The 22,103-nt window shown below is 39.4% G+C and carries 18 protein-coding genes and 5 pseudogenes; 14 read left to right on the top strand and 9 right to left on the bottom strand.

Going from position 1 to position 22,103, the window contains the following annotated elements:
* Positions 1 to 110 precede the first annotated feature (110 nt).
* Both VSAL_RS17130 and VSAL_RS17125 read left to right on the top strand, forming a co-directional pair.
* A pseudogene (locus VSAL_RS17130) lies at positions 111 to 775 on the top strand (response regulator transcription factor).
* A 9-nt stretch (positions 776 to 784) separates the two neighbouring features.
* The gene (locus VSAL_RS17125) at positions 785 to 2,170 is read left to right on the top strand and encodes a histidine kinase sensor domain-containing protein (protein ID WP_012551586.1); all 1,386 of its coding nucleotides are present in this window, start codon (positions 785 to 787) and stop codon (positions 2,168 to 2,170) included.
* An 88-nt stretch (positions 2,171 to 2,258) separates the two neighbouring features.
* On the opposite strand, the pseudogene VSAL_RS17120 reads toward VSAL_RS17125, so the two are convergent.
* Positions 2,259 to 2,726: pseudogene (locus VSAL_RS17120) on the bottom strand (molybdopterin dinucleotide binding domain-containing protein); the annotation flags it as partial.
* 108 nt (positions 2,727 to 2,834) lie between these two features.
* The gene (locus tag VSAL_RS17115) at positions 2,835 to 3,716 is read right to left on the bottom strand and encodes an IS982-like element ISVsa6 family transposase (protein WP_012548944.1); all 882 of its coding nucleotides are present in this window, start codon (positions 3,714 to 3,716) and stop codon (positions 2,835 to 2,837) included.
* 99 nt (positions 3,717 to 3,815) lie between these two features.
* Here VSAL_RS17115 and tnpA point away from each other — a divergent pair, with 99 nt between their 5' ends.
* The 5 genes and pseudogenes from tnpA to VSAL_RS17090 all read left to right on the top strand — a co-directional run.
* Positions 3,816 to 4,130, top strand: coding sequence for an IS66 family insertion sequence element accessory protein TnpA (tnpA, locus tag VSAL_RS17110; RefSeq protein WP_012548925.1), 315 nt, complete (start codon positions 3,816 to 3,818; stop codon positions 4,128 to 4,130).
* On the top strand, positions 4,127 to 4,474 hold the full coding sequence (gene tnpB, locus VSAL_RS17105) for an IS66 family insertion sequence element accessory protein TnpB (RefSeq protein ID WP_012548924.1): 348 nt from the start codon (positions 4,127 to 4,129) through the stop codon (positions 4,472 to 4,474). The genes tnpA and tnpB overlap by 4 nt, the downstream gene beginning before the upstream one ends.
* A gap of 71 nt (positions 4,475 to 4,545) precedes the next feature.
* Positions 4,546 to 5,403: pseudogene (locus VSAL_RS17100) on the top strand (IS66-like element ISVsa2 family transposase); the annotation flags it as partial.
* Between the two features lie 80 nt (positions 5,404 to 5,483).
* Complete coding sequence (locus VSAL_RS17095; RefSeq protein WP_012548955.1) at positions 5,484 to 6,677, top strand: IS91-like element ISVsa9 family transposase; 1,194 nt, start codon at positions 5,484 to 5,486, stop codon at positions 6,675 to 6,677.
* Between the two features lie 165 nt (positions 6,678 to 6,842).
* Positions 6,843 to 7,448 (top strand): annotated as a pseudogene (locus tag VSAL_RS17090) (PhoX family protein); the annotation flags it as partial.
* 79 nt (positions 7,449 to 7,527) lie between these two features.
* On the opposite strand, the pseudogene VSAL_RS17085 reads toward VSAL_RS17090, so the two are convergent.
* A pseudogene (locus VSAL_RS17085) lies at positions 7,528 to 8,121 on the bottom strand (LysR substrate-binding domain-containing protein); the annotation flags it as partial.
* 15 nt (positions 8,122 to 8,136) lie between these two features.
* Positions 8,137 to 8,394 (bottom strand): LysR family transcriptional regulator, encoded by a 258-nt coding sequence (locus VSAL_RS24185; protein WP_331386585.1) that lies wholly within the window; start codon positions 8,392 to 8,394, stop codon positions 8,137 to 8,139.
* Positions 8,395 to 8,509: 115 nt separating this feature from the next.
* Between VSAL_RS24185 and VSAL_RS17080 the strand changes: the two genes are divergently transcribed.
* The 4 genes from VSAL_RS17080 (at position 8,510) to VSAL_RS17065 (ending at position 12,696) form a co-directional block, all read left to right on the top strand.
* The gene (locus VSAL_RS17080; protein WP_012551585.1) at positions 8,510 to 8,884 is read left to right on the top strand and encodes a nuclear transport factor 2 family protein; all 375 of its coding nucleotides are present in this window, start codon (positions 8,510 to 8,512) and stop codon (positions 8,882 to 8,884) included.
* Positions 8,885 to 8,964: 80 nt separating this feature from the next.
* The gene (locus tag VSAL_RS17075; RefSeq protein ID WP_012551584.1) at positions 8,965 to 9,840 is read left to right on the top strand and encodes a DMT family transporter; all 876 of its coding nucleotides are present in this window, start codon (positions 8,965 to 8,967) and stop codon (positions 9,838 to 9,840) included.
* Between the two features lie 511 nt (positions 9,841 to 10,351).
* Positions 10,352 to 11,839, top strand: coding sequence for a SulP family inorganic anion transporter (locus tag VSAL_RS17070; RefSeq protein WP_012551583.1), 1,488 nt, complete (start codon positions 10,352 to 10,354; stop codon positions 11,837 to 11,839).
* Positions 11,840 to 11,850: 11 nt separating this feature from the next.
* Positions 11,851 to 12,696: a universal stress protein gene (locus tag VSAL_RS17065; protein WP_012551582.1), complete on the top strand. Its 846-nt coding sequence runs from the start codon at positions 11,851 to 11,853 to the stop codon at positions 12,694 to 12,696.
* Between the two features lie 120 nt (positions 12,697 to 12,816).
* Here VSAL_RS17065 and VSAL_RS17060 read toward each other — a convergent pair whose 3' ends face one another.
* The 3 genes from VSAL_RS17060 to VSAL_RS17055 all read right to left on the bottom strand — a co-directional run bounded on the left by VSAL_RS17060 (position 12,817) and on the right by VSAL_RS17055 (position 15,501).
* A complete protein-coding gene (locus tag VSAL_RS17060) occupies positions 12,817 to 13,593 on the bottom strand; it encodes a glycine betaine ABC transporter substrate-binding protein (protein WP_012551581.1) in 777 nt (258 codons plus the stop codon).
* Between the two features lie 78 nt (positions 13,594 to 13,671).
* Entirely contained in the window at positions 13,672 to 13,845 is a 174-nt protein-coding gene (locus VSAL_RS23555; protein WP_158306890.1) for a hypothetical protein, read from the bottom strand.
* Positions 13,846 to 14,154: 309 nt separating this feature from the next.
* A complete protein-coding gene (locus tag VSAL_RS17055) occupies positions 14,155 to 15,501 on the bottom strand; it encodes a magnesium transporter (protein ID WP_012551580.1) in 1,347 nt (448 codons plus the stop codon).
* A 292-nt stretch (positions 15,502 to 15,793) separates the two neighbouring features.
* On the opposite strand from VSAL_RS17055, the gene rsgA reads away from it, so the two are divergent.
* Positions 15,794 to 16,837: a ribosome small subunit-dependent GTPase A gene (rsgA, locus tag VSAL_RS17050; RefSeq protein WP_012551579.1), complete on the top strand. Its 1,044-nt coding sequence runs from the start codon at positions 15,794 to 15,796 to the stop codon at positions 16,835 to 16,837.
* A gap of 70 nt (positions 16,838 to 16,907) precedes the next feature.
* On the opposite strand, the gene hdfR is transcribed toward rsgA, so the two are convergent.
* The gene (gene hdfR, locus VSAL_RS17045; RefSeq protein WP_023602828.1) at positions 16,908 to 17,771 is read right to left on the bottom strand and encodes an HTH-type transcriptional regulator HdfR; all 864 of its coding nucleotides are present in this window, start codon (positions 17,769 to 17,771) and stop codon (positions 16,908 to 16,910) included.
* Positions 17,772 to 17,903: 132 nt separating this feature from the next.
* Here hdfR and VSAL_RS17040 point away from each other — a divergent pair, with 132 nt between their 5' ends.
* Both VSAL_RS17040 and VSAL_RS17035 read left to right on the top strand, forming a co-directional pair.
* Complete coding sequence (locus VSAL_RS17040; protein ID WP_012551577.1) at positions 17,904 to 18,227, top strand: DUF413 domain-containing protein; 324 nt, start codon at positions 17,904 to 17,906, stop codon at positions 18,225 to 18,227.
* Positions 18,228 to 18,497: 270 nt separating this feature from the next.
* Complete coding sequence (locus VSAL_RS17035; protein WP_012551576.1) at positions 18,498 to 20,468, top strand: flavohemoglobin expression-modulating QEGLA motif protein; 1,971 nt, start codon at positions 18,498 to 18,500, stop codon at positions 20,466 to 20,468.
* Between the two features lie 108 nt (positions 20,469 to 20,576).
* On the opposite strand, the gene VSAL_RS17030 is transcribed toward VSAL_RS17035, so the two are convergent.
* Complete coding sequence (locus VSAL_RS17030) at positions 20,577 to 22,064, bottom strand: IS66-like element ISVsa2 family transposase (RefSeq protein ID WP_012549008.1); 1,488 nt, start codon at positions 22,062 to 22,064, stop codon at positions 20,577 to 20,579.
* Positions 22,065 to 22,103 lie beyond the last annotated feature (39 nt).

Genomic DNA, 22,103 nt, shown 5'->3' with positions numbered 1-22,103 from the left:
ACTGATATCATTAAGAAGATAGAAACTGTCGCCATTTGAAATTCTTTATTGCGCTGAGGTAATGCTGAGATTAGAATGCGAACGATTTTCATTTTAATTGGTGAGTAAACGTGTCCCGTATTTTAGTGGTTGATGATGACATTGCGTTGTGCAATTTATTACAAGAAGTATTGCAAGAGGAAGGCTACGATGTTGATTGCGTACATTGTGGTGAAAGTGCATTAGAGTATATTCAAAACCATTCTGTTGATCTTGTTTTGCTGGATGTCATGTTGCCTAAGCTTGATGGGTTTCAAGTGGCACGACGTATCTGTCAACGCTTTGCAACGCCGATTCTTATGCTAACGGCCTTAGGTGATAAGCCTCTATGTTGGATGGCTTACAAGCCGGTGCGGATCATTTTATTGCTAAACCATTTAATGTGCCTGAATTATTAGCGCGTATTACGGCTATCTTGCGCCGAGTTGGGTTAGAGCGTCAGCGTCAAAGTTATGTGGGGGCAATTGAAGACCTCTCTGAGCAGTTCTCGCGTTTGCCATTAACTGAAACAGAATCAGAGTTACTGCAATATTTGATTAAAAATACCGATGTTGTCGTGTCGAAGGCGGATTTACAAACGAATATCTTAAAGAAAGAGCTATGTCCGTTTGATCGCAATTTGGATATGCACATCAGCAATATTCGTCGTAAATTATTGAAATCTGGCTTATCTAAACAACACATTAAAACAGTTCGTGGCCGTGGTTATAGCTTTATAAAAATGGTTAATGGGTAGGAGATAATAATGGCTTTGCGTTGGTTTCAATCTTGTCCTTCTTTTATTCGTAAGCACCGCAATGGACTCGCGTTTCGTTTATTCAGCTCATTCGCCATCATTCTTGTTGTGATACTTTCACTGCAAAGTTTGGCTGAAATTGCCTTAATGAAATCGATGTTACGAATTCCATCTTCTATTCAAGACAAAATGTTGGATTTAGCCTATCAAGCCAATGTTCTCATTGATGAAGGGGACATGGATGAACTGGCTGATTGGGCAAATGCACAAGAATATTATCTGTTTGTATTAGATAAAAATAACCGACCAATTACACACAGAGACATGCATCCTCATTTTGAGTTCAAGTTGAAATATTTACGCCCACTCAATACGCAGCTTGATAATAAAGTGAATCAACCGATCATTGGAATACCATTGAACGATGGGTTGACGATTGTGATGCAAATGCCTTACAAATATCACCCTGCTCGTTATTTCTCCCTGTATTTTAGTATTATAAAAATCATCATCTCTGGCCTTATTTTAGGCTTGTTTTCGTGGGTTATTGCTCGTTATTTACAAAAGCCATTAGATAAATTAAGAGAGGTGAGTCATCGACTTTCTGAAGGTGATTTTACGATTAAAGTAGCGGATGAAATTGGCCATTCAGTGCGCGAGTTTAGTGAGTTGGCACATGACTTTGATAATATGACAGGGGAGATACACTCTCTTGCTGAAAAGCAAAAGAGATTGATCCGCGATGTATCTCACGAATTACGAACACCACTGGCTAGACATAACTTAGCTCTGCATTTATTAAGAAAGAGAACGGATAACGAGCATGTGCATTTGCTTGATCGTTTAGAAAATGAATCGGCAGAAATGAATAACTTGGTTGGTGAGATTTTAGAGTTTAGCCAATTAGAGAATGCGCGTTATTCTACAAAATTAGAACCACTGATTTTAGACCGTTATTGTGAAGCTCAAATTACGCAATTACGTTCAGATTTAACCGCGAATCAAACCTTAGAAACACGATTCTCCCTTGGGACAGACGTTGTGATGGTTGATCGTCGCCTTTTAGCTCGGTGTGTAAATAACCTCATTAGCAACGCCATTAAATACGCGGGAGATAACGCGACCATTCGATTATTGATCTCCCATTATCAAGAGAATGAACTGCATTATATTGCGGTTATTGTTGAAGATGATGGGCTTGGTATTCCTGAGCATCAACTAAAAGATATTTTTGCGCCATTTGCTCGCTTAGAGTCAGCCAGAGATAAGCAATCAGGGGGCTATGGTTTAGGACTGGCTATCGTAAAAGAAGCAATGTCAGTGATGAGAGGAAAGGTCGTAGCAGAAAATCGTAAAGAAGGTGGGTTAAGGATCTCGTTGTTATTTCCGCTCTAGTTGCCATCTAAGGTATTAACACCGCTTATAAAAAAACCGAGGACATAAATGCACTCGGTTTAGGTTAAACAGAATGTATTAAAGACTATTATCCATTTTTAGGGGGAGTAAACGCCGTTAATGTTGGGGCAACGCCTGTGAATTTTTCAATTTTCACAACACCAGAGTTACCACAGTTCCCATTGGCTAAACGAGACGTAGGAATATCCATTGTCAGTACATTTGGTCCACCATTCTTACACATACCTGTCTTAGGATCTAAATCAGGCCATGCACCTTCGTGGATACAGACGCTGCCTTTTTTGATGCCATCAGAAACATGTGCGCCAACCAGAACTTGACCACGTTGGTTAAAGGCGCGAACTAAATCGCCATCTTTAATACCACGTGCTTTTGCATCTTCTGGGTGGATCGTAATAGGCTCACGGTTTTGTACCGCATATTCTTTACGAAGATCGGCATAGTTAAACTGGCTGTGTAAACGATGCGCAGAGTGCGACGTCATTAACTGCAATTCACCATCAGTATAATTAAACATCCACTCTGTTGGCTCTATCGTAAGCGTGCGGGGAACTACACCTAACAAATAAAATTCATTATGCGTATCTTACGATCTTTCATTTAACGAGAACGTAATTAACCTGAATTCTGGATAAAACATGCTTTAAGCGAGGATTAGTTCAAATTCACATTCTGATAGCTTAATTCGTGGCTTTTGTTTTTTTAAACAATAAGCCACAACGCCTGAAATTACATTTAGCATGAAACCAGTCACGCTACGATGACGGCTATGTTCAATTTGAGAGATATTCTTCAATTGGTCATTTATCGTTTCGATAATGTATCTCTTTGATAACATAGCCTTATCAAAAGCACTTATCTCTTTTGCTTTCATGTTTTTTCGCGAGGTAGTCACTAAATCGACATCAGAGTTCTTTAAGCTCTCACTCAACTTTTTACCTATGTACCCTTTATCAGCGTACAATTTCCCCGAGAGTTCTTTGCATAAATCAGGTACAGGAGTCCTATCATTTACATTGCCAGCTGTGATTTTCAGCGAAATAATTTCTCCAAGATGGTTAATCAATAAATGAAGTTTGAAGCCGAAAAACCATCCCATGGTACCTTTTCCTCTTTTCGCAACACCATCAAAGACTTTATGGCGAGGAATTCGAATGTTATGGCATACTTTAAGACTCGTGGAGTCAACAAAAGCAATGCCAGTCGGCTTACCTTTGATAGATTGAAAATAGGCACACATTGGGGCGATTAGGCTAGGCATTTTGCTCACAAATCGAGTGTAGCTAAGTAAATTTGGAAAGTATCCTTTCCAATATTGATGAACTAACCCGATATAGAAGTTCTTGAAATCTCTATGATTTGATTGATGAAAAGCGATGACAATAGTCATACATTCACTAGTAGACATTACTGACTGACGTTTTCTTTTTCTCTCACTAGCCTCAACAAGGTATTTTTCCCATTGAGATAAGAATTGATAACAAAAATCATCGACATCACAAAATATATCAACTAATTTATTCATCTTGCCCACCTTTTAAAATACGTTCAAATAATTCTTGGTCGAAAGATCTGATCGTTAGGTGGGCAATTAGTTCAGCCTTATCCAGAATTCAGGTTAATTATGCAAAAAGATAAAAAGAGAACACCAGAGCAATGGCACGCTCTATTTGAATCTCAGCAATCTAGCAAGCTTAGTGCCGCTGAATTTTGTCGTAACCATAATATTCTGCCAAAGACATTTAGTGCACGTAAAGCACGATGGAAACAAAAGATTAACGCTTCTACTTTCTTGAAAGTAGAAGCGTTAACATCAACTATCATCGCCACTCCACAATTACCAGATATTCAACTTTCTATCGGAAAATTGCGATTAACATTGCCAGCTAATACTGAACCTCACTGGATAGGACTCTTATTAAAAGGGTATCAATCATGAATGTATTTACTGATGTTTCCACCATTTATCTTCATCGTGATTTTGTCGATTTTCGCAAGGCCATTAATGGCCTTGTCGTGATTGTTGAGCAAGAAATGCAACTATCACCGTTTAGTGATGCTCTATTTATATTTTGCAATAAGCCTCGTGATAAACTCAAAATATTGTATTGGGATAAAACAGGATTCGCTTTATGGTACAAGCGATTAGATGAAGACCGCTTCAAATGGCCACGAAATATAAATAACGATACGTTAGCATTATCAGAGCAGCAACTGACACTGCTATTACAAGGTTTTGATATCTTAGGACATCAACCGGTACATTATCAAACAACCCTTTAAATAGTTGATTCTCAGTCAAGAATAGGAGGCAACCGATTGATTACCTGTATTATCGTTATATAGTCATCTACATGACTGATAAAATAAAACCACTTCCTGATACCATTGACGAGCTGAAAGCACTTGTGCTTCAGCTTGAAAATAAATATAACCGTCTTCTAGAGCAATTTCGACTGGCTCAACATCAGCGCTTTGGTAAAAGCAGTGAATCTGACTCGACTCAATTTGATTTATTCAATGAAACAGAAGAAGAAATCATCATTGAAAATGATGACACACAAACGATTACCTACACTCGTCAAAAGCCAAAACGCCAACGCTTACCTGAAGACTTACCGCGTACTGTTATTATCCACGACATAAAAGATAAAACTTGTAAGTGTTGCGGTCTAGAGATGCATGCGATGGGTAAAGACATCAGTGAAAAGTTGGAATTTGTACCAGCTAAAGTGGAAGTTATTCAACATGTTCGTCCTAAATATGCTTGCCGAAATTGTGAAAAAAACAATACTTCAGTAGACATTAAACAAGCCCCAATGCCAGCGTCACCAATCCCTAAAGGGATTGCGACCGCAAGTTTACTTGCTCAAATTATTACGGCTAAATTTCAATACAGTCTTCCACTTTATCGTCAAGAAACGTTATTTCAGCAATGGGGTATCATTATTGGACGGCGAACGATGGCGGATTGGTTAATAAAATGCTCGGTACTATTTACCCCTCTTAATAACGAGTTACATCGTATTTTGCTTGAACAACCCACTCTGCATTGTGATGAAACAACGGTAAATGTGTTGGATGTTGAAAAAGCAAAATGTTATATGTGGGTCTACTGCTCTGGCTATGATTCTCCAGGCTCTGGTGTTTTGCCTGGAATTGTACTTTATGATTATCAATCTAGCAGGCATGGCTACCATCCAGTTAACTTTTGAACAATAGGCGCCTACGGCGCAAATCAAAAGGACTCAACCTCTTCCATTGTTGCCAATAAATCGTTTATCCTATCGCCATGCACGCATATAAACCCCTGAAACAATTATTTAATAGTCAAAATAACTGGCTTAAATTTCTTCATAATAACAAAGCTAACCTAAGAGCGGTCGTGATTGAAAATGTCACAAAGATGCTGTCCTGTGGGACAGCGGCTTTTGGCTCTCGCGAATATCATTGTTGCAACCCTGACTGTACCCATATCAAATATATTCACCAAACCTGTAAATCTCGAGCGTGCAGTAGCTGTGGCATGAAAGCCACAGAGCGATGGATACAAAAGCAACAACATGTCTTCCCTGAATGCGAATATCAACACATCACCTTTACCCTTCCAAACACGCTATGGCCTATCTTTCGTCATAACCGTTGGCTGTTAAATAAATTATTCAAATGTGCTGCAAACATTCTGCTGGGATGGGCAAAAGATAAAGGAATAGATGTCGGTATCTTTTGTGCTCTTCATACTTACGGTCGAAAACTGAATTGGAATACGCACTTACATTTATCGGTCACTCGTGGGGGAATTTGTGAACGTACCGGTTTATGGAAACCCATTTACTTCCAAATGAAAACGACAGAGCCTTGTTGGAGAGCGGCTATCGTCAGTTTATTGGGTAAGGCTTATTATGAGCTTGATTTATCAAGCGAAGAATGCCCCTATATCCGTAATAAAACGGATTGGTCACGCTTTTTAAGCAGTCAATATAATCGTCGTTGGAAGCTTCATTTTGCTAAAAAGACAAATAATGTAAAACCGACGATGAACTATCTTGGTCGGTATTTAAAACGGCCCCCGATTTCAGCGTCACGTTTAAGTCATTACGCCAAAGGCGGAATGATAACGTTTAATTATTTAGACCATCGAACAGGAACAACAGACAGCCTAACATTATCACCAGAAGAGATGATAAGACGGATAGTAGAGCACTATCCTGATAAACATTTCAAGATGATCCGATACTACGGTTTTTTATCAATGCGTCGTCGTGGAGAAGCTCTGCCTAGAGTTTATGCAGCTTTAGGTATGACAATAGAAGCTGAGCCGAAAATGCCAGGGTATGCCGCAATGTTAAAAGGATATGTAAAAGTAGATCCGTACGAATGTATTTTATGTGAAAGTCGTCTGGTGTTTACGAATTTCCGAGTCGGAAATTCGGTCAATGATTTAGTCACCCATGCGATAGTTCAGTCAGAATTGAGGGCAGCATAATAAGGTTTGTAGGATAAGTGTATCTAAAACTCATGAAATAGGGCTAAAACAGTTATAAAATCCCCGATAATTATATTTTCGATACCTTTTAAAAAAACAGCGATGGTGAAATTGGCTTTTTTAGACGGGCCAATGCTAACTCAGCAACATTCAAATTCCTTACCTTCGATGGATAGACCTGAATGGGTTGCTGTGCATCCTGATAAAAAACACGTATTTTGCACATTAACGAACAATAAAAACCGTGGCGTAAAAGAAGGCCAAGATATTGATGGTGTTAATCCACGAGCTGAAAACCATTACGGACAAATTGTGCGTTGGGCACCCACCAATGCCAACCATGTTAGTGATACATTCCAGTGGGATTTATATGTAATCGCAGGTAATCCAACGGTTCATAAAGGCAACTTGTACGCCGGCAGTGACAATATAAATAAAGACAATATGTTTAATAGCCCTGATGGTATTGGCTTTGATAAGGCGGGGCGTTTATGGATCCAAACCGATGGTAATTATTCAAACAAAGGCGATTTTGCAGGGCAAGGTAATAATCAAATGTTGTGTGGTGATCCTAAAACGGGTGAAATTCGCCGCTTCTTAACGGGTCCAATTGGATGTGAAATTACGGGATTAACGTTCTCAGATGATCAAACAACCATGTTTGTTGGCGTGCAACATCCGTCTGGGCATTTCCCTCAAGGTGGGGACAATAAACCACGTTCGACCATTGTAATGATCACTAAAGATAATGGCGGTGTGATAGGAAGCTAACTTTTCTATTATAAAATCGTTTATCCTCAAGATAACGAATAAAACGTCAATTCGCCCCGATGAATTGGCGTTTTTCTTTTTAATTTAATGCACTTTCAATTGCTTCGATTGCCATTGTTACACTTATCGGTGTTTGACCATGGAATGGATGTAATGCATACACATTAGAAGGCGCGATCTCGTTATTGGGCAGTGCTTTTCTTACTGTTGTTTGATGTTGTAAATAAATAAGCTCAGGCAGTAAACCAACCCCTAATTCATTCTCAATTAACGCTAAGCTATTTTGAACCGTGTTCACTTGGTGCATGGCGGTAAAATTTAAGCGGTGCGCAATTTTTGTTTTTGTATTAATTAGGGAATGTGAGACTTGTTTTGATTGCCAATGGTTTGCAATATAAGGAACGGATTCTATATTTTCTAAGCTGATAGGAGGGTGATTTTTTGCGACACATAATACATCCTGTACCGTTCCAATGCGTTTTTGTTTTAAATTACTGAGTTTGGATTCTCCAACTCGGATCGCTAAATCAATTTCTTCTTGCATTAAATCGAGCTGCCCGTCATGCGCAATTAAATTTAACGCCACGCCTTTGTGCGTTTTAAAAGTGGAGCTTAATGCCGGAATAACAATACTATTCATTAATGCGTGTGGTGCGGTGACCGTCAGTTTCCCTTGAGGGAATTGTTGCTAGTGTAAGATATCACTCCATGCTTTTTCGGCTAACTGATGCATCTCGCAACATTGCAGATAAAAGTGCTCACCAGAAGTCGTTAATACTTGTTTACGAGTAGTACGTTTTAATAATGGAACGGAGAGATCATTCTCTAGTTGTTTTAAGTGCTGGCTAATGACGGATTTTGATAGTTCAAGTTTATCTGCCGCTTTAGTAATAGAACCGGTTTCAACGATGGTCATAAAGAGTGTCATTTGTTTTAGTTTGTTCATACTCTTACCAATCCTATTGTTTGAATTTATTAAACAGTGTTTTCTAATTAGTTTGTTTTTCAGTGTTAATAATGCACGTATAGTCCATCTCATACAAACATTAGGAGAAACAACCATGACTCAAGAACAAATTTTAGCGGCATGTAAAGCAGGCATTTCAGCGTGGCAGCAAGCGTTTAACTCTCAAGATGCCGCCGGTTGTGCAGCGCAATACGCGGAAGGTACCGTTATGGAGGCTCGTCCATTTGGAACGTTTACTGGCCGTGAAGAGATCCAAGCGTTTTGGCAAAACATCATGGATCAAGGCTTTGCTGATGTTGATTATACAGAGGTTAAATGGGAACCTATCGATGAAGATGGTTATCTATTAACGGCTAATTGGACGATGAACAAAGCATTTGGTGTTGTACACAGCGAGCATTGGACAATTCAAGAAGATGGTAAAGCCCGCTTAATTGCTGATGATTTTGAAGTACAAGGTGAGCGCTAAAAGCACTTTTTAAATAATGTGATTGAGTAATTTATCATTATCAACCACACTCGAAAAACACCTCATTATCGGAGTTATGGATGATTAATATATTAAGCCTATTTACCTTGGCTGCTTTATGGGGTGGTTCGTTTTTATTTGTCAGAATTGCAGCCAACCCTCTTGGGCCTGCTGTCTTGATTGAAACTCGTGTTGCTTTTGCGGCATTAACCTTATTAGTCGTTTCATTCTTTCTTAAAAAATCACTGCAGTTCACTTCTAATCTAAAGCATTTCTTTATTTTAGGGTTATTTAATTCAGCCTTACCTTTTTTATTGTTTGCGTATTCCGCTCAGGTGTTAAATGTCTCAACATTAGCGATATTAAACTCTAGTGCCCCGATCTGGGGAGCCATTATTGGCGCAGTTTGGACTCGAACTTGGCTAACCAAAGAAGTCGTATTTGGTTTGGTTCTAGGTATGATTGGAGTGAGTGTTCTTGTTGGTTGGGAAGCCATTAATGTTGGTGATGAAGCAATTATTCCAATGATTACGGCTTTGATGGGGGCGTTTAGTTACGGTATTGCAACTAATTACGCAAAGAATGCCCCAAGTGTTGAACCCTTTAATAATGCGCACGGCAGTATGTGGGCTTCTGTAATCTTGGTGCTACCGTTGGTTCCTTTTATTCAAGTAAGAGAAACAATTAGCTCAGATACTATGTTGTCAGTATTTGCGCTTGGTGCGGTCTGCACCGGTCTTGCGTATTTATTGTATTTCCGATTAATTAATGAGTTAGGTGCCTCTTCTGCGCTTTCAGTGACTTTCCTTATTCCTGCGTTTGGTATTTTGTGGGGCTATTTATTCTTAGGGGAAACCGTTGGAATTAATGCCATTATAGGTACTATTTTAGTTGTGACTGGAACCATGTTTGTAACGGGTTTTTATAGGAAGTTGCTGCCTAGAAAATTGATGTAATAATGGCTTCCATTAATATCGTACTTTTTATAGATATATTAATGGAACCTAAAGAACCGATAATGGAAATTGAATTGATACCTTCGTAAATATAGACTGGTCACCTGTTTGATTTAGAGGATATTGATCACTGTGTTAATTACGCCGCCTTAAACGCTCCATCCCCCCTATAGCTCTCATTGCTAACCTAAGCACTGTACTCACCTGAGTATTCGGCTTAACTCTTTGCGCTTGTTAATTCTTTGCCGTACTTTCGGCCACTTTTCCGCGCTAAAACTCATACCATGCCATTAATTAAATGGTCTATTTATTACGCAGGAAAAGCACTTAAAAGCAAGGCTGATATTCTGATAAGTAGTTATTCTACTTAAATAATTTTTAGCGACGCTATTATGTGATTTGACCAATAATAATGACTAGGAATTACTGGAATTGGTATTATCAAAGAAGCACTTATTTACACCCCAGATCTATTTCTGGTGCGTATTGCCGTGCATAAATTGAGAATTCAATGTTAAAAAATTTCAAAATTGATTGGATGTCTAATGTCCGTGGCGACTTGCTTGCGGGTATCGTTGTTGCTCTTGCTTTAATTCCTGAAGTTATCGCCTTTTCTATTATCGCAGGTGTTGACCCTAAAATTGGGTTGTACGCTTCTTTCAGCATTTCGGTTGTTATTGCTTTCACTGGAGGTCGTTCTGGGATGATCTCTGCAGCTACCGGTGCAATGGCACTATTGATGGTCACGTTAGTTAAAGAACACGGATTAGAATACCTGCTTGCCGTTACTGTACTTACTGGAATATTGCAGATTTTAGCGGGTTATTTAAAACTGGGCAGCTTGATGCGTTTTGTTTCTCGCTCAGTGGTTACAGGTTTTGTGAATGCGTTAGCCATATTGATTTTTATGGCGCAACTTCCTGAATTAACAAATGTAACTTGGCATGTTTACGCCATGACAGCCGCCGGTTTAGGGATTATCTACCTGTTCCCATACCTACCGGTGATAGGTAAATTAATCCCTTCGCCTTTGGTGTGTATCGTTGTATTAACCGCCATTTCGATGTCATTTAATATTGATATTCGTACTGTGGGAGACATGGGAAATCTGCCAGATACCTTACCAATTTTCTTATGGCCTGATGTACCTTTAAACCTAGAAACGCTATTGATTATCTTGCCGTATTCTATTGGTTTGGCTGTGGTGGGTCTATTAGAATCCATGATGACAGCAACGATTGTCGATGATCTCACCGATACCACCAGCGATAAAAACCGCGAGTGTAAAGGCCAAGGGCTTGCCAATATCTTTACGGGTTTTCTTGGTGGTATGGCGGGTTGTGCGATGATCGGACAATCAATGATTAACATAAAGTCGGGCGGCCGTGGACGTTTATCTACACTTTCAGCAGGTGTGTTTTTATTGATTATGGTGGTATTTCTTGGCCCGTGGTTGAAGCAAATACCAATGGCGGCCTTAGTTGCCGTGATGATAATGGTCGCTATCGGTACTTTCTCATGGAGTTCAATTACTGATTTAAGAAAGCACCCAATATCAACGAATATTGTTATGTTAGCCACGGTGATTATTGTGGTAATGACGCATAATTTAGCGCTTGGTGTTCTGGTTGGCGTGTTGCTTGCCTCATTATTCTTTGCCAATAAAATTAGCCGTATGATGGTGATAAAGAATAATACGGATAAGAATGAACCTCGTAAATATACCGTAATAGGGCAAGTGTTCTTTGCTTCATCAGATAAGTTTATAACGTCGTTTGATTTTAAAGAAGTGATAGAAAGCGTAACGATTGATTTATCGGCAGCGCATTTCTGGGATGTTACTTCTGTCTCCGCTTTAGATAAAGTGGTGGTCAAATTTCGTCGAGAAGGCACTCACGTTGATCTGATTGGGATGAATGAAGCGACCCTGACTATCGTGGATAAATTTGGTGTGCATGACAAACCAGAAGAAGTCGAAAAACTATTGGCCGGACATTAAGGATAAAACGAATGAAAAATATAATAGCGTGTATTGATGGTTCTACATTCACGTTCGCCACGTGTGAAGCGAGTGCGTGGGTGGCAAAAAAGGTCGATGCACCACTTGTTCTATTGCACGCACTTGATAAAACCATGAGACCCGTCGTGAGTGAGTTGTCAGGTCAAATAGGATTAGGAAGCCAAGAAGAGTTGCTTAATGAACTGGCCGATCTTGATGAAGCTCGCAGTAAAATAGCACTTAAACACGGTAATAAATTACTGGAAGAAGCAAAGACGTGGGCATCTAAAGAGGGCGTGAGTGATGTCCGTAAATTGCAACGACATGGAAATCTACTTGATAGCCTCATTGATTTAGAAAATGAAATTAGGGTGTTAGTGATAGGTAAATCAGGTGAAGAGAGCAGCATTAACAAAACAATAGGCTCACAACTTGAAAGTGTTATTCGATCTATTAGCGCGCATATTTTGGTTGTTAGTGAGCCGTTTGCTGTGCCTAATTCTTATCTGATTGCTTTTGATGGTAGCCCAACCAGTCATAAACTGATTGAAAAAGCGATGAAGACGCCGTTGTTAGTTGGTTTAGAATGTCACTTAGTGATGGTTGATGATTCAGGCAATAAGAGTACGGAGTTTGAACAAGCAGCAACGCAGTTGCGAGACGCAGGCCTTAGCGTTAATGAAAGCATATTGGCGGGATCGGTTGATGAAGCGTTACTTACGTATCAACAACAACATCAGATCGGTTTGTTTGTTATGGGGGCGTATGGGCATTCTAAATTGAGACAGTTTTTTGTTGGTAGCAATACAACGGAAGTGTTGGCGAAAAGTAAGGTTCCGATCTTAGTCATTCGTTAGTCAATCAATGATACGTAAAGCCTAGGAATTTTTTCTTCCTATTAGAAAAACGCCTAAAGTAAATTTCTTTAGGCGTTTTTTATGGTTGAGAGATTAAGTAATAGCATTGGTTTTGGGTCATTACTGATTATTAAGCCATTGCTTGGTTACTTCATCGATATCTTTTCCTTCTCGGGAAACTTGATAGTCGAGAGCCGCGATAATCTCATTGGAGAATGTAAGTGAATCTAATCTTCGAATTTGTTCTTGAGTGAAATAAGTTGCGCGATCTTGTCGGAGTAATAACACGGCGCGATCGACGATACCTAATAAACCTTTTGGCTCGGAAATTTCACGAATAGTGTATTTATGGTGTAAAAATTGTGGCTTCCATAATGGAACGATAACCCATTCTTTATTCTCAACGGCTTGTTCGAATGCGGCAAAGCAATCTTCTTCACTTCCTGTATGGAAGATGTAACCTGCATGACTTAAGTCGTATGCATCCATCATTTTGATAGAAAATCGAGTAATACCAGCACCTGGGTTAATGCCTTGAATGTTTTTATTCATGCATGAAAGCACTTCAGGTTTTAATAAATCATTTATTTCAGATACGGATTCTTCTGGGATGTAATCTGGTACGCCCCAGAGTGCGTATGGCTTATAATGCAGCCCTAATTCAAGTAACTCTACCGTCTCTTCTACATCAGATTTATATATACCGTGACTAGAGGGAAGCCAAGCAGAAGCCAGCATATCAATGTCGCCTAATTTTAATTTCTCAAAGTTGTCTTGATGTGAGGAGTAAATTCGATCTACTTCGAATCCCATATCAACTAATACATGAGTAATTATCGATGCGGTTAACTGATGAAAAGAAAGATTAGTGACCCCGAGGGTTATTTTATTTTTCATAATTTGTTCTCTTTGTTATTTCGTAAGGTGTTTTTAAACGTATGTCATCTATTTATACAGAAATGAGATGGTATTTATTTAAAATAAAATTTGATAGAAAGCACAAGCAGAAATTATCAATGAACTTTCTAATATCAATAATGTTTTACAATCAAAAATCTCAATGTCGTTAGCTGAAAAATCAAAAGGTATATTATCAATAACACTCTGATTTAATCTTGGTTTTGTGTGTGTTTCATTTAATGTGCTCATGATTATATCCTTTGATATAAGTTCGGTTTTTAGTCTTCACTTTTGTCGTTATTGCCTAATGACAATTATTATATCTATTCGTTTAATTTTGATAATTGAGTAATATTCGAAATGATTATTCGTAAAATCTGAATAATAAAAGTGCAATGACAGATAATTGGTTAGAGATAAATACGGTGAACGAGCGGGCTAAATTTTGAGGGAAGTGATTTGATACTGAGTATTTGAATAGAAGATGAGATTAGCGGTTGTGATGGTTCGGTGGAATGAAAAAACACTGGGCGCTTGTGCAACCCAGTGCTTGAGAAATTACATCATAACAAGGCTTGCGGTGCCTAAGAAAGCAAAGAAGCCTACAACATCAGTAACCGTGGTTAATATGACGGAACCGGCCAATGCAGGATCTAATTTAAACTTATCTAATGTGATAGGAATAAGGACGCCAAATAGCGCCGCTGTAATGATGTTGATAATGATGGCAAGGGAGATGGTGGCTCCCAAAGTGAACGATTGAAACCATGCGCCAGCCAGGCCACCGATAATCAACGACCATAACAATCCGTTAATTGATCCAATTCCCAACTCATTTTTTAATAAGGTAAAGCGGTTACCGGGGGTGATTTGATTGAGCGCCATGGCACGAACCATTAAGGTTAATGTTTGACTACCAGCAATACCGCCCATTGAAGCCACAATCGGCATCAATACCGCAAGTGCAACCACTTGGGTGATCACATCTTCAAATAATCCAATCGTAATTGAGGCGAGGATGGCGGTTAATAAATTAATACCTAGCCACAGCCCACGTTTTTTAGAACTTCGAAAGATAGGGGAGAATAGATCATCGCCTTCATCCATACCCGTACCTGCCATTAAGCGAGTTTCATAAATCTCACGTTGAGTGTTAATCGCAAACTGCCAATCGAGTTGGCCAATTAACGTATTCTCATCGTCAATGATCGCCACACTGGGTACGACGGAATGTTCAATGGCTTCGATACTTTCACTTAATGGCTGATGCACATTAAGCGCTAGGCAATCTTCAATTTTAAGGGTATTTATTTTTATTGAATCGTCAGCAATTAAAATATCGGTGTATTGCACAATACCGTGAAACTTATGAGCACGGTTAATTAAGTACATGTACTGATGAGATTCAAATAAATTGGTTTTTAACAGCTTTTTAGCTCGCCCAACACTGACATTAAAAGGCAATGTCGCAATTTTTCTATCAGCCCAATGCCCAACTTCATCGTCTTCGTATTGTTTTGCGTCGTCATATAGATCCAACTCATCACGGTTGATAAGCTGCAAAGCAAGGCTGAAAATATCTTCAGGCAGAGACTCTGCCCATTCAATTAACGATAAGTTATCCAGTTTAGCGAGCGTGAAATTTAGCTCAGCTTCTGATAGCGCTTCAAGAATAGCAACACGTGCGTCAGCACGCATTTCAGTTAATACATCAATGTGCATTTCTAATGGCAGACGACGCCACAATTGCACACGTTGATCAACGGGAAAGGCTTCTAAAATGCGAGCAAAAGAACCGTTGTCTAAGCCATGTTCAACGTACTCACCGAGTAATTCGACTTGCTGCTGTGGGTCTGCATTAAAGAGGGGGTCAATCTGGGATGATAAGTCTTGGAATTCGTTCAATCTCTTACTCCATAAGAAAGCAGCGTCTTTAAACTATAGGGAAATAAAAATAATTATAATGGTTATATAGCTGATATAAAACAAGCGAATAACCTTGATCCTAGTATTTATTTACAAAGGCATAATAAATCGGTGAAAGGCAGTAAATTATCATCTTAAAGATGTAATTAAATTTCAAAATTGTCGGTTTTCTTCAATCTTTTTTATTGCAAAGTGATTATTATCTTTGCCGAGAGTTACGGACTCTCATATACCTTAAGATTATGGGCAAGATGCCCAAAGGAAGATCAACATGAATTTACTACCTTCATTGCCTCAACTTGGATGGCGTCCATTTTTCCAGCAGCAGCTAACGTTAGAGGAACTGACCGAACTGCGAATAGGTAGAGTGATAGAACAACATCGAAGTGGTGTGGTGGTATTGAGCGAACAAGGCCAATTTAATTTACTACAAACACCGAACAGTGATCGTGTGTGTGTTGGTGATTGGGTTTTGTTTGATGAGCAACTAAAGTTAGAAAGAGGGTTGGAACGCCAATCATTATTTCAACGTAAAGCACCGGGCTCTAAGGTGGATAACCAACTTATTGCCTCTAATGTTGATAGTTTATTTATTGTTTGTTCATTAAATAATGATTTCAATTTAAGCCGTATCGAGCGTTATTTAGCAATGGCTAAAGAAGCTGATGTAGAACCTGTGATCATACTGACTAAAGCAGATTTGTGTGATGACAGCGAGGAAAAACGCTACCAAGTACAAACGTTAAATCGATTCATGATGGTTCATGCGATAAATGCACTAGACAGTGAGCATATCAAAGAACTGACGGGATATTGTGCACAAGGAAAAACCATCGCGCTATTGGGCTCATCAGGTGTTGGGAAATCAACACTGGTTAATGCCTTAATGGGAGAAGACGCACAAGCAACTGGTGGTATTCGAGAAGATGATAGCAAAGGTCGACATACAACGACCTCACGCGCAGTGAAGTGGATGCCGCAAGGCGGTTTGTTAATGGATACTCCTGGAATGCGAGAGCTGCAATTAAGCGATTGTGAGCAAGGCGTGAGCGATACTTTCCATGAAATTACGTATTTCATTGACCAATGCCGTTTTGGGAACTGTACTCATAATAATGAGCCGGGTTGTGCAATCCAAAAAGCCTTGAATGAGGGGGAGCTAGAGTCTCGTCGTTTTGTCAGCTATCAAAAATTAATGCGTGAGCAAGCGTTGAACAGTGAAACGTTAGCAGAAAAACGCTTAAAAGACAGAGCGCTTGGTAGAATGATTCACTCTGTTCAAACAGAGTCTCGCCAACGTAAGAAAGGATACTAAAAGACAAATCAAATAGTATCAAACGAAAAGAAAGCAGTGCGATGTCACTGCTTTCATTTTAGCCATTTTGTTATTGAACACTTTCCGCGACATTATTCGGCTTTATATTTAAAATTCGTTCGATCAATTCTGATTTCTCGCTTTTCTCTTTCCATACTAAGTACAGATGCTGCTCCATGATGGGGGCGTTATCAACGACGTAAAGATCGCCATCCTCAATGCTCTGGTTCACAACTGGCGCAGGCAAATAACCAACCCCAGAGTTTGCTATCAAATAATCTAACGCCATTCGAGAAGAGTGCGTATGCAAAATTGGCGTGCGTTGTAGCTCGGGTATCTTACTGTGCTGAATCGCAAACTTAGCACCCCAATCGAGATACACTAAAGGAAGCGTTTGACTGCTTTTTAATTGACAATCTGGATCATGAGAAACGAGTTGTAATTGGTAATCACGGATCTTTAATACGCCTAAACCATCAATCTTCGGGGGTTCACTGGTAATAAATAGATCGACATTCTTATCAAGTAAAGATTTTGATAAATCTTGGCGACGAATCGATTCTAAGCGCAAAGCAAGGCCGGGAATAGACGCATAAATGCCATTGATCCAATCGGAAATACCATCAAATTCCCAAAACAGTGGGCTCGCTCCAATGGCGATTTGAGAATTGTAATCCTCAGTTAATGCGACATCTTGTTTTGCCCTGCCCCACGTTTGTAAAATGGCTTCAGCATAGGGTAATAATCGCTCTCCGGCTGCCGTTAACTGAACGTTATGGCGCTGACGAGTAAACAGAGGATTACCTAGCTGAGATTCTAATTGTCGAACCCTAAAACTGACCGCGGATTGAGTGAGAAATAAGTGCTCAGCAGCACGGCCAAAGTGACGCGTTTTTGTCACTTCTAAGAAGGTTTTAAGTAAATCAGTGTCCAAAGAATTCATCCCATAATTAAAGGTTAGCCTGACCATAAAAAAGTTTTATCGAAAGGACGAAATTTTTTCGTTTTACATAATCCATCAGCTGAACTAAATATACGCTTATCTCCTATAATTAAAGAATAAGCGATGAGAACAAGTTCAAAATTCTATGATGATGCCCGCTTTAAAAGAGGGTTCAGCCGCAGTGGTTTCACTATTAAAGAAGCGGCAATTCTTGAAAGTTACGGCCGTACGATGAAAGCCTTATCTGAAGGCTCTATGGTACCTATTAGTGATCGAGAGAGCATTTTTCTTCAAGAAGTAGCATCAGAACAGAAGTCTACCTCTGAATTTACTCTATGTTGGCTTAAATATCTAAAATTAAGTAACACAAAACCAAAATTGTACACATTATGTGGTACACAGCGTCCAGTAAATACGGATGGTCACTCCGAAGGTGATGACGATTAGTCTGTGATCTCTGATTGCAAACCAAACATAAACTCTAGTGGCCTCTCTTCATCGAGAGGCCATTTTTATAGGGCGGCTTAACGGTCGCTTTATAAATACGCAATCCTATGGCTAACTAAAAGCGGTAGGTAAATACCGTTAATAAAGCAATACAGTCAGTTAATCGCTAAAATCGGATCAGACTGCAACGTAAATCATTAATTTGGAGAACATGTTGTGAGTATAAAAGAAGAAGTGAACAACAATAAAATGGATGTAGAAAAAGGATTAATGATGCAGATTCTTTCTGAGAGTGAAATAGTAAATAAAATTCAAAACCTAATTCCTTTTGAAGCGACATTAGCGGATGGTGGACTTACCCTTCGAATCAGCGAATATCAGCCTTACCTTGCGACAGCGGTGCATAACGGTCATGAAATGCGCGCGTCATTGAGTGAGCTATGTACATTGTCAGACAGCGAGCGCTATGTGCAAGAATCGCCGTATTCTGGTGATTTTATTTCGTCATTACCAATCGTATTATTGGCACTAGATTCTCGCTATGAATACGATATAGATAAAACGGAAGCGACGTGCATTGATAACGTATGGACATCGCCATTAGCAGAAAAAGAAAGTGAACTGAGTAAGTCAAAACACGCGACGTATTACCGAATTTTACATTGCTTACTCACCACGTTAGAAAATGAGTTTGGCATTTGTTCTGTGTATGATCTTCGTTCGTACAATTATCAAAGCACAGATGAAGCGATCCCTACGTTTAATGTGGGAACAAAACAAATTAATGCGCGTCGCTGGCGTAAAAAAATTAACGATTTATTGGATCGTTTGAATCATGTTGAATTACCAAATATTGATGTTGATGCACAAGAAAACAGCGTATGCACCGGTCTTGGCTATCAAGCGACGTTTGTTAAAGAACACTTCTCAAAAACCGTTATCTTCCCATTAGGTGTGAAGAAAATTTATATGGATGAAAGCCGAGGAGAAAGTTTTCCTTTGGTGATTGAGAAACTGAAAGAAGAGCTAAAAACGGTGATCAGTGGTCACGTTGCCGCCATGCTTTCTCGTCGTTCAGGTGCAAAAAAGAAAGTAACGCCAGGGCAAATATTGGTGTCTACTTTATCAGCAGAAGCGTACAAGGTAGACCGCGCGTTATTTAAGATTGCCAAAGGCATCAATACGCTGAGTTACATTAACCCAAGTAATTTACGTCAAGAAAAACGTCGTTTCTTAACGAAGCCGTTTACGTATGAACCGAATTTTACGTATAAACAATTAGACATCGATCCGTACTTGTTCAGAGAGCAATTGTATCGTTTACCCGTTGATGACATTCGTGATGCTGATTTGCAGAAATTGTACCGTAAAGTGATCGATCAGCTTGCGGTGAGAATCGATTTGTTGACCAGTATTGGTACGGACGATTTCTTGTATAATTCGCTTCGCTATTACGGTCAGCCAGATGATCAAGACATTGCTAACGCCAACTTTATTCTTCACGCAAAAGAGTATGACGAACCAGAAGCTCAGACGGTAACACCGAAAGAGGCGATGGCAGCGTTTCATGAAGCGGCTGACGAGTATGGCTTTAAGTGTAAAGTGATCGGCTCAACACAATTAATTGCAAGAGCAATGGTGAGCGGAAAAACACTGAAAGTGAATACGGGTGTGATGTTTGGCAAGAAAGATTTGGATGCCTTAATTCATCACGAATTGGGTGTGCACATGGTGACGAGCATTAATGCCGAGCAACAACCGTTGAAGATCTTAACATTAGGTCTACCTGGCAATACCCACACTCAAGAAGGGCTCGCTATTTTATGTGAGCACTTATCGGGTAGTTTCAATTTAGGACGCTTAAAAACGCTGGCATTGCGCGTTATTGCGGTTCATAAAATGGTGAAAGGGGACTCGTTCTCAGAAACATTCCATTGCTTGAAACACGATTATGATCAAAGTGATGACAGTGCGTTTACGATAACGGCTCGGGCTTATCGTGGTGGCGGTTTTACCAAAGATTACTTGTATCTAAAAGGTCTACGTGATGCATTGCACATGTACGAGAAAGAAGATTTAACGTCTTTATTCTTAGGTAAAACTGGGTTTGAATTTAAGCCTATTTTGGATGAATTGATTGCTCGTAATATATTACCTGCTCCTAAGTTTATTCCTAAAGCGCTTTCAATTTCACGCGAAAAAGATCCCGTGTTGGATTGGTTGATGAAATCGATTCGATAGTGAAATAACGAACGATACAGCCTGCCTTTATTCTTTAATGAAAGGCAGGCTTTTTTGTGTCTATTTTTTCTTAAATAATGAATGCTAAATTCGTAAGCGTGCGGGGAACTACACCTTGTCTTTTACATTCCAAGGTAAAAGTGAATCGATATCTGGCGATCCAACACATAAACGATCTAGACAATACCTAATATAATCGTAAGGGATTAATCCGTTTGCCTTTGCTGTTTCTACAATGCTGTAAAGCATTGCACTTGAATCTGCACCAGCCGTTGAACCCGAAAATAACCAGTTTTTCCGGCCGATAACAAACGGTTTAACCGCTCGCTCTGCTCGATTGTTATCAATAGATAACAATCCATCATCAATATAACGAACTAATTTATCCCATTGATTTAATGTATAGCTAATCGCCTCACCTAATTTTGTTTTAGGTGATACTCGACTAACTGCGCTATCAAGCCAATCACGGAGCTCTTTAAGTAAATCGCGGGCTTCTGTCTGCCTAGCAACATACTTGGCTTCAGGGGAAGCCTCTTTTAATAACGATTCGATCCGGTATAGCTTTTGGATTTTACTCAATACCCAATCTGCACTCCCTGTTTTCCCTTTTACTTGAACACGTTGAGCCTCAATAAATCGTCGACGTGCGTGTGCCCAACAGCCAACTAAAATCGCTTCAGTTTGTTCATAACCTTGGTAACCATCGGTATGTAAATACCCGTTATAACCTTTTAAAAAGTTAACTGGATGGTAGCCATGCCTGCTAGATTGATAATCATAAAGTACAATTCCAGGCAAAACACCAGAGCCTGGAGAATCATAGCCAGAGCAGTAGACCCACATATAACATTTTGCTTTTTCAACATCCAACACATTTACCGTTGTTTCATCACAATGCAGAGTGGGTTGTTCAAGCAAAATACGATGTAACTCGTTATTAAGAGGGGTAAATAGTACCGAGCATTTTATTAACCAATCCGCCATCGTTCGCCGTCCAATAATGATACCCCATTGCTGAAATAACGTTTCTTGACGATAAAGTGGAAGACTGTATTGAAATTTAGCCGTAATAATTTGAGCAAGTAAACTTGCGGTCGCAATCCCTTTAGGGATTGGTGACGCTGGCATTGGGGCTTGTTTAATGTCTACTGAAGTATTGTTTTTTTCACAATTTCGGCAAGCATATTTAGGACGAACATGTTGAATAACTTCCACTTTAGCTGGTACAAATTCCAACTTTTCACTGATGTCTTTACCCATCGCATGCATCTCTAGACCGCAACACTTACAAGTTTTATCTTTTATGTCGTGGATAATAACAGTACGCGGTAAGTCTTCAGGTAAGCGTTGGCGTTTTGGCTTTTGACGAGTGTAGGTAATCGTTTGTGTGTCATCATTTTCAATGATGATTTCTTCTTCTGTTTCATTGAATAAATCAAATTGAGTCGAGTCAGATTCACTGCTTTTACCAAAGCGCTGATGTTGAGCCAGTCGAAATTGCTCTAGAAGACGGTTATATTTATTTTCAAGCTGAAGCACAAGTGCTTTCAGCTCGTCAATGGTATCAGGAAGTGGTTTTATTTTATCAGTCATGTAGATGACTATATAACGATAATACAGGTAATCAATCGG

The sequence above is a fragment of the Aliivibrio salmonicida LFI1238 genome (assembly GCF_000196495.1).
GTDB lineage: Bacteria > Pseudomonadota > Gammaproteobacteria > Enterobacterales > Vibrionaceae > Aliivibrio > Aliivibrio salmonicida.
Note: the sequence above shows the minus strand (reverse complement) of the source record. Positions and strands in the feature narration are given on the sequence as shown.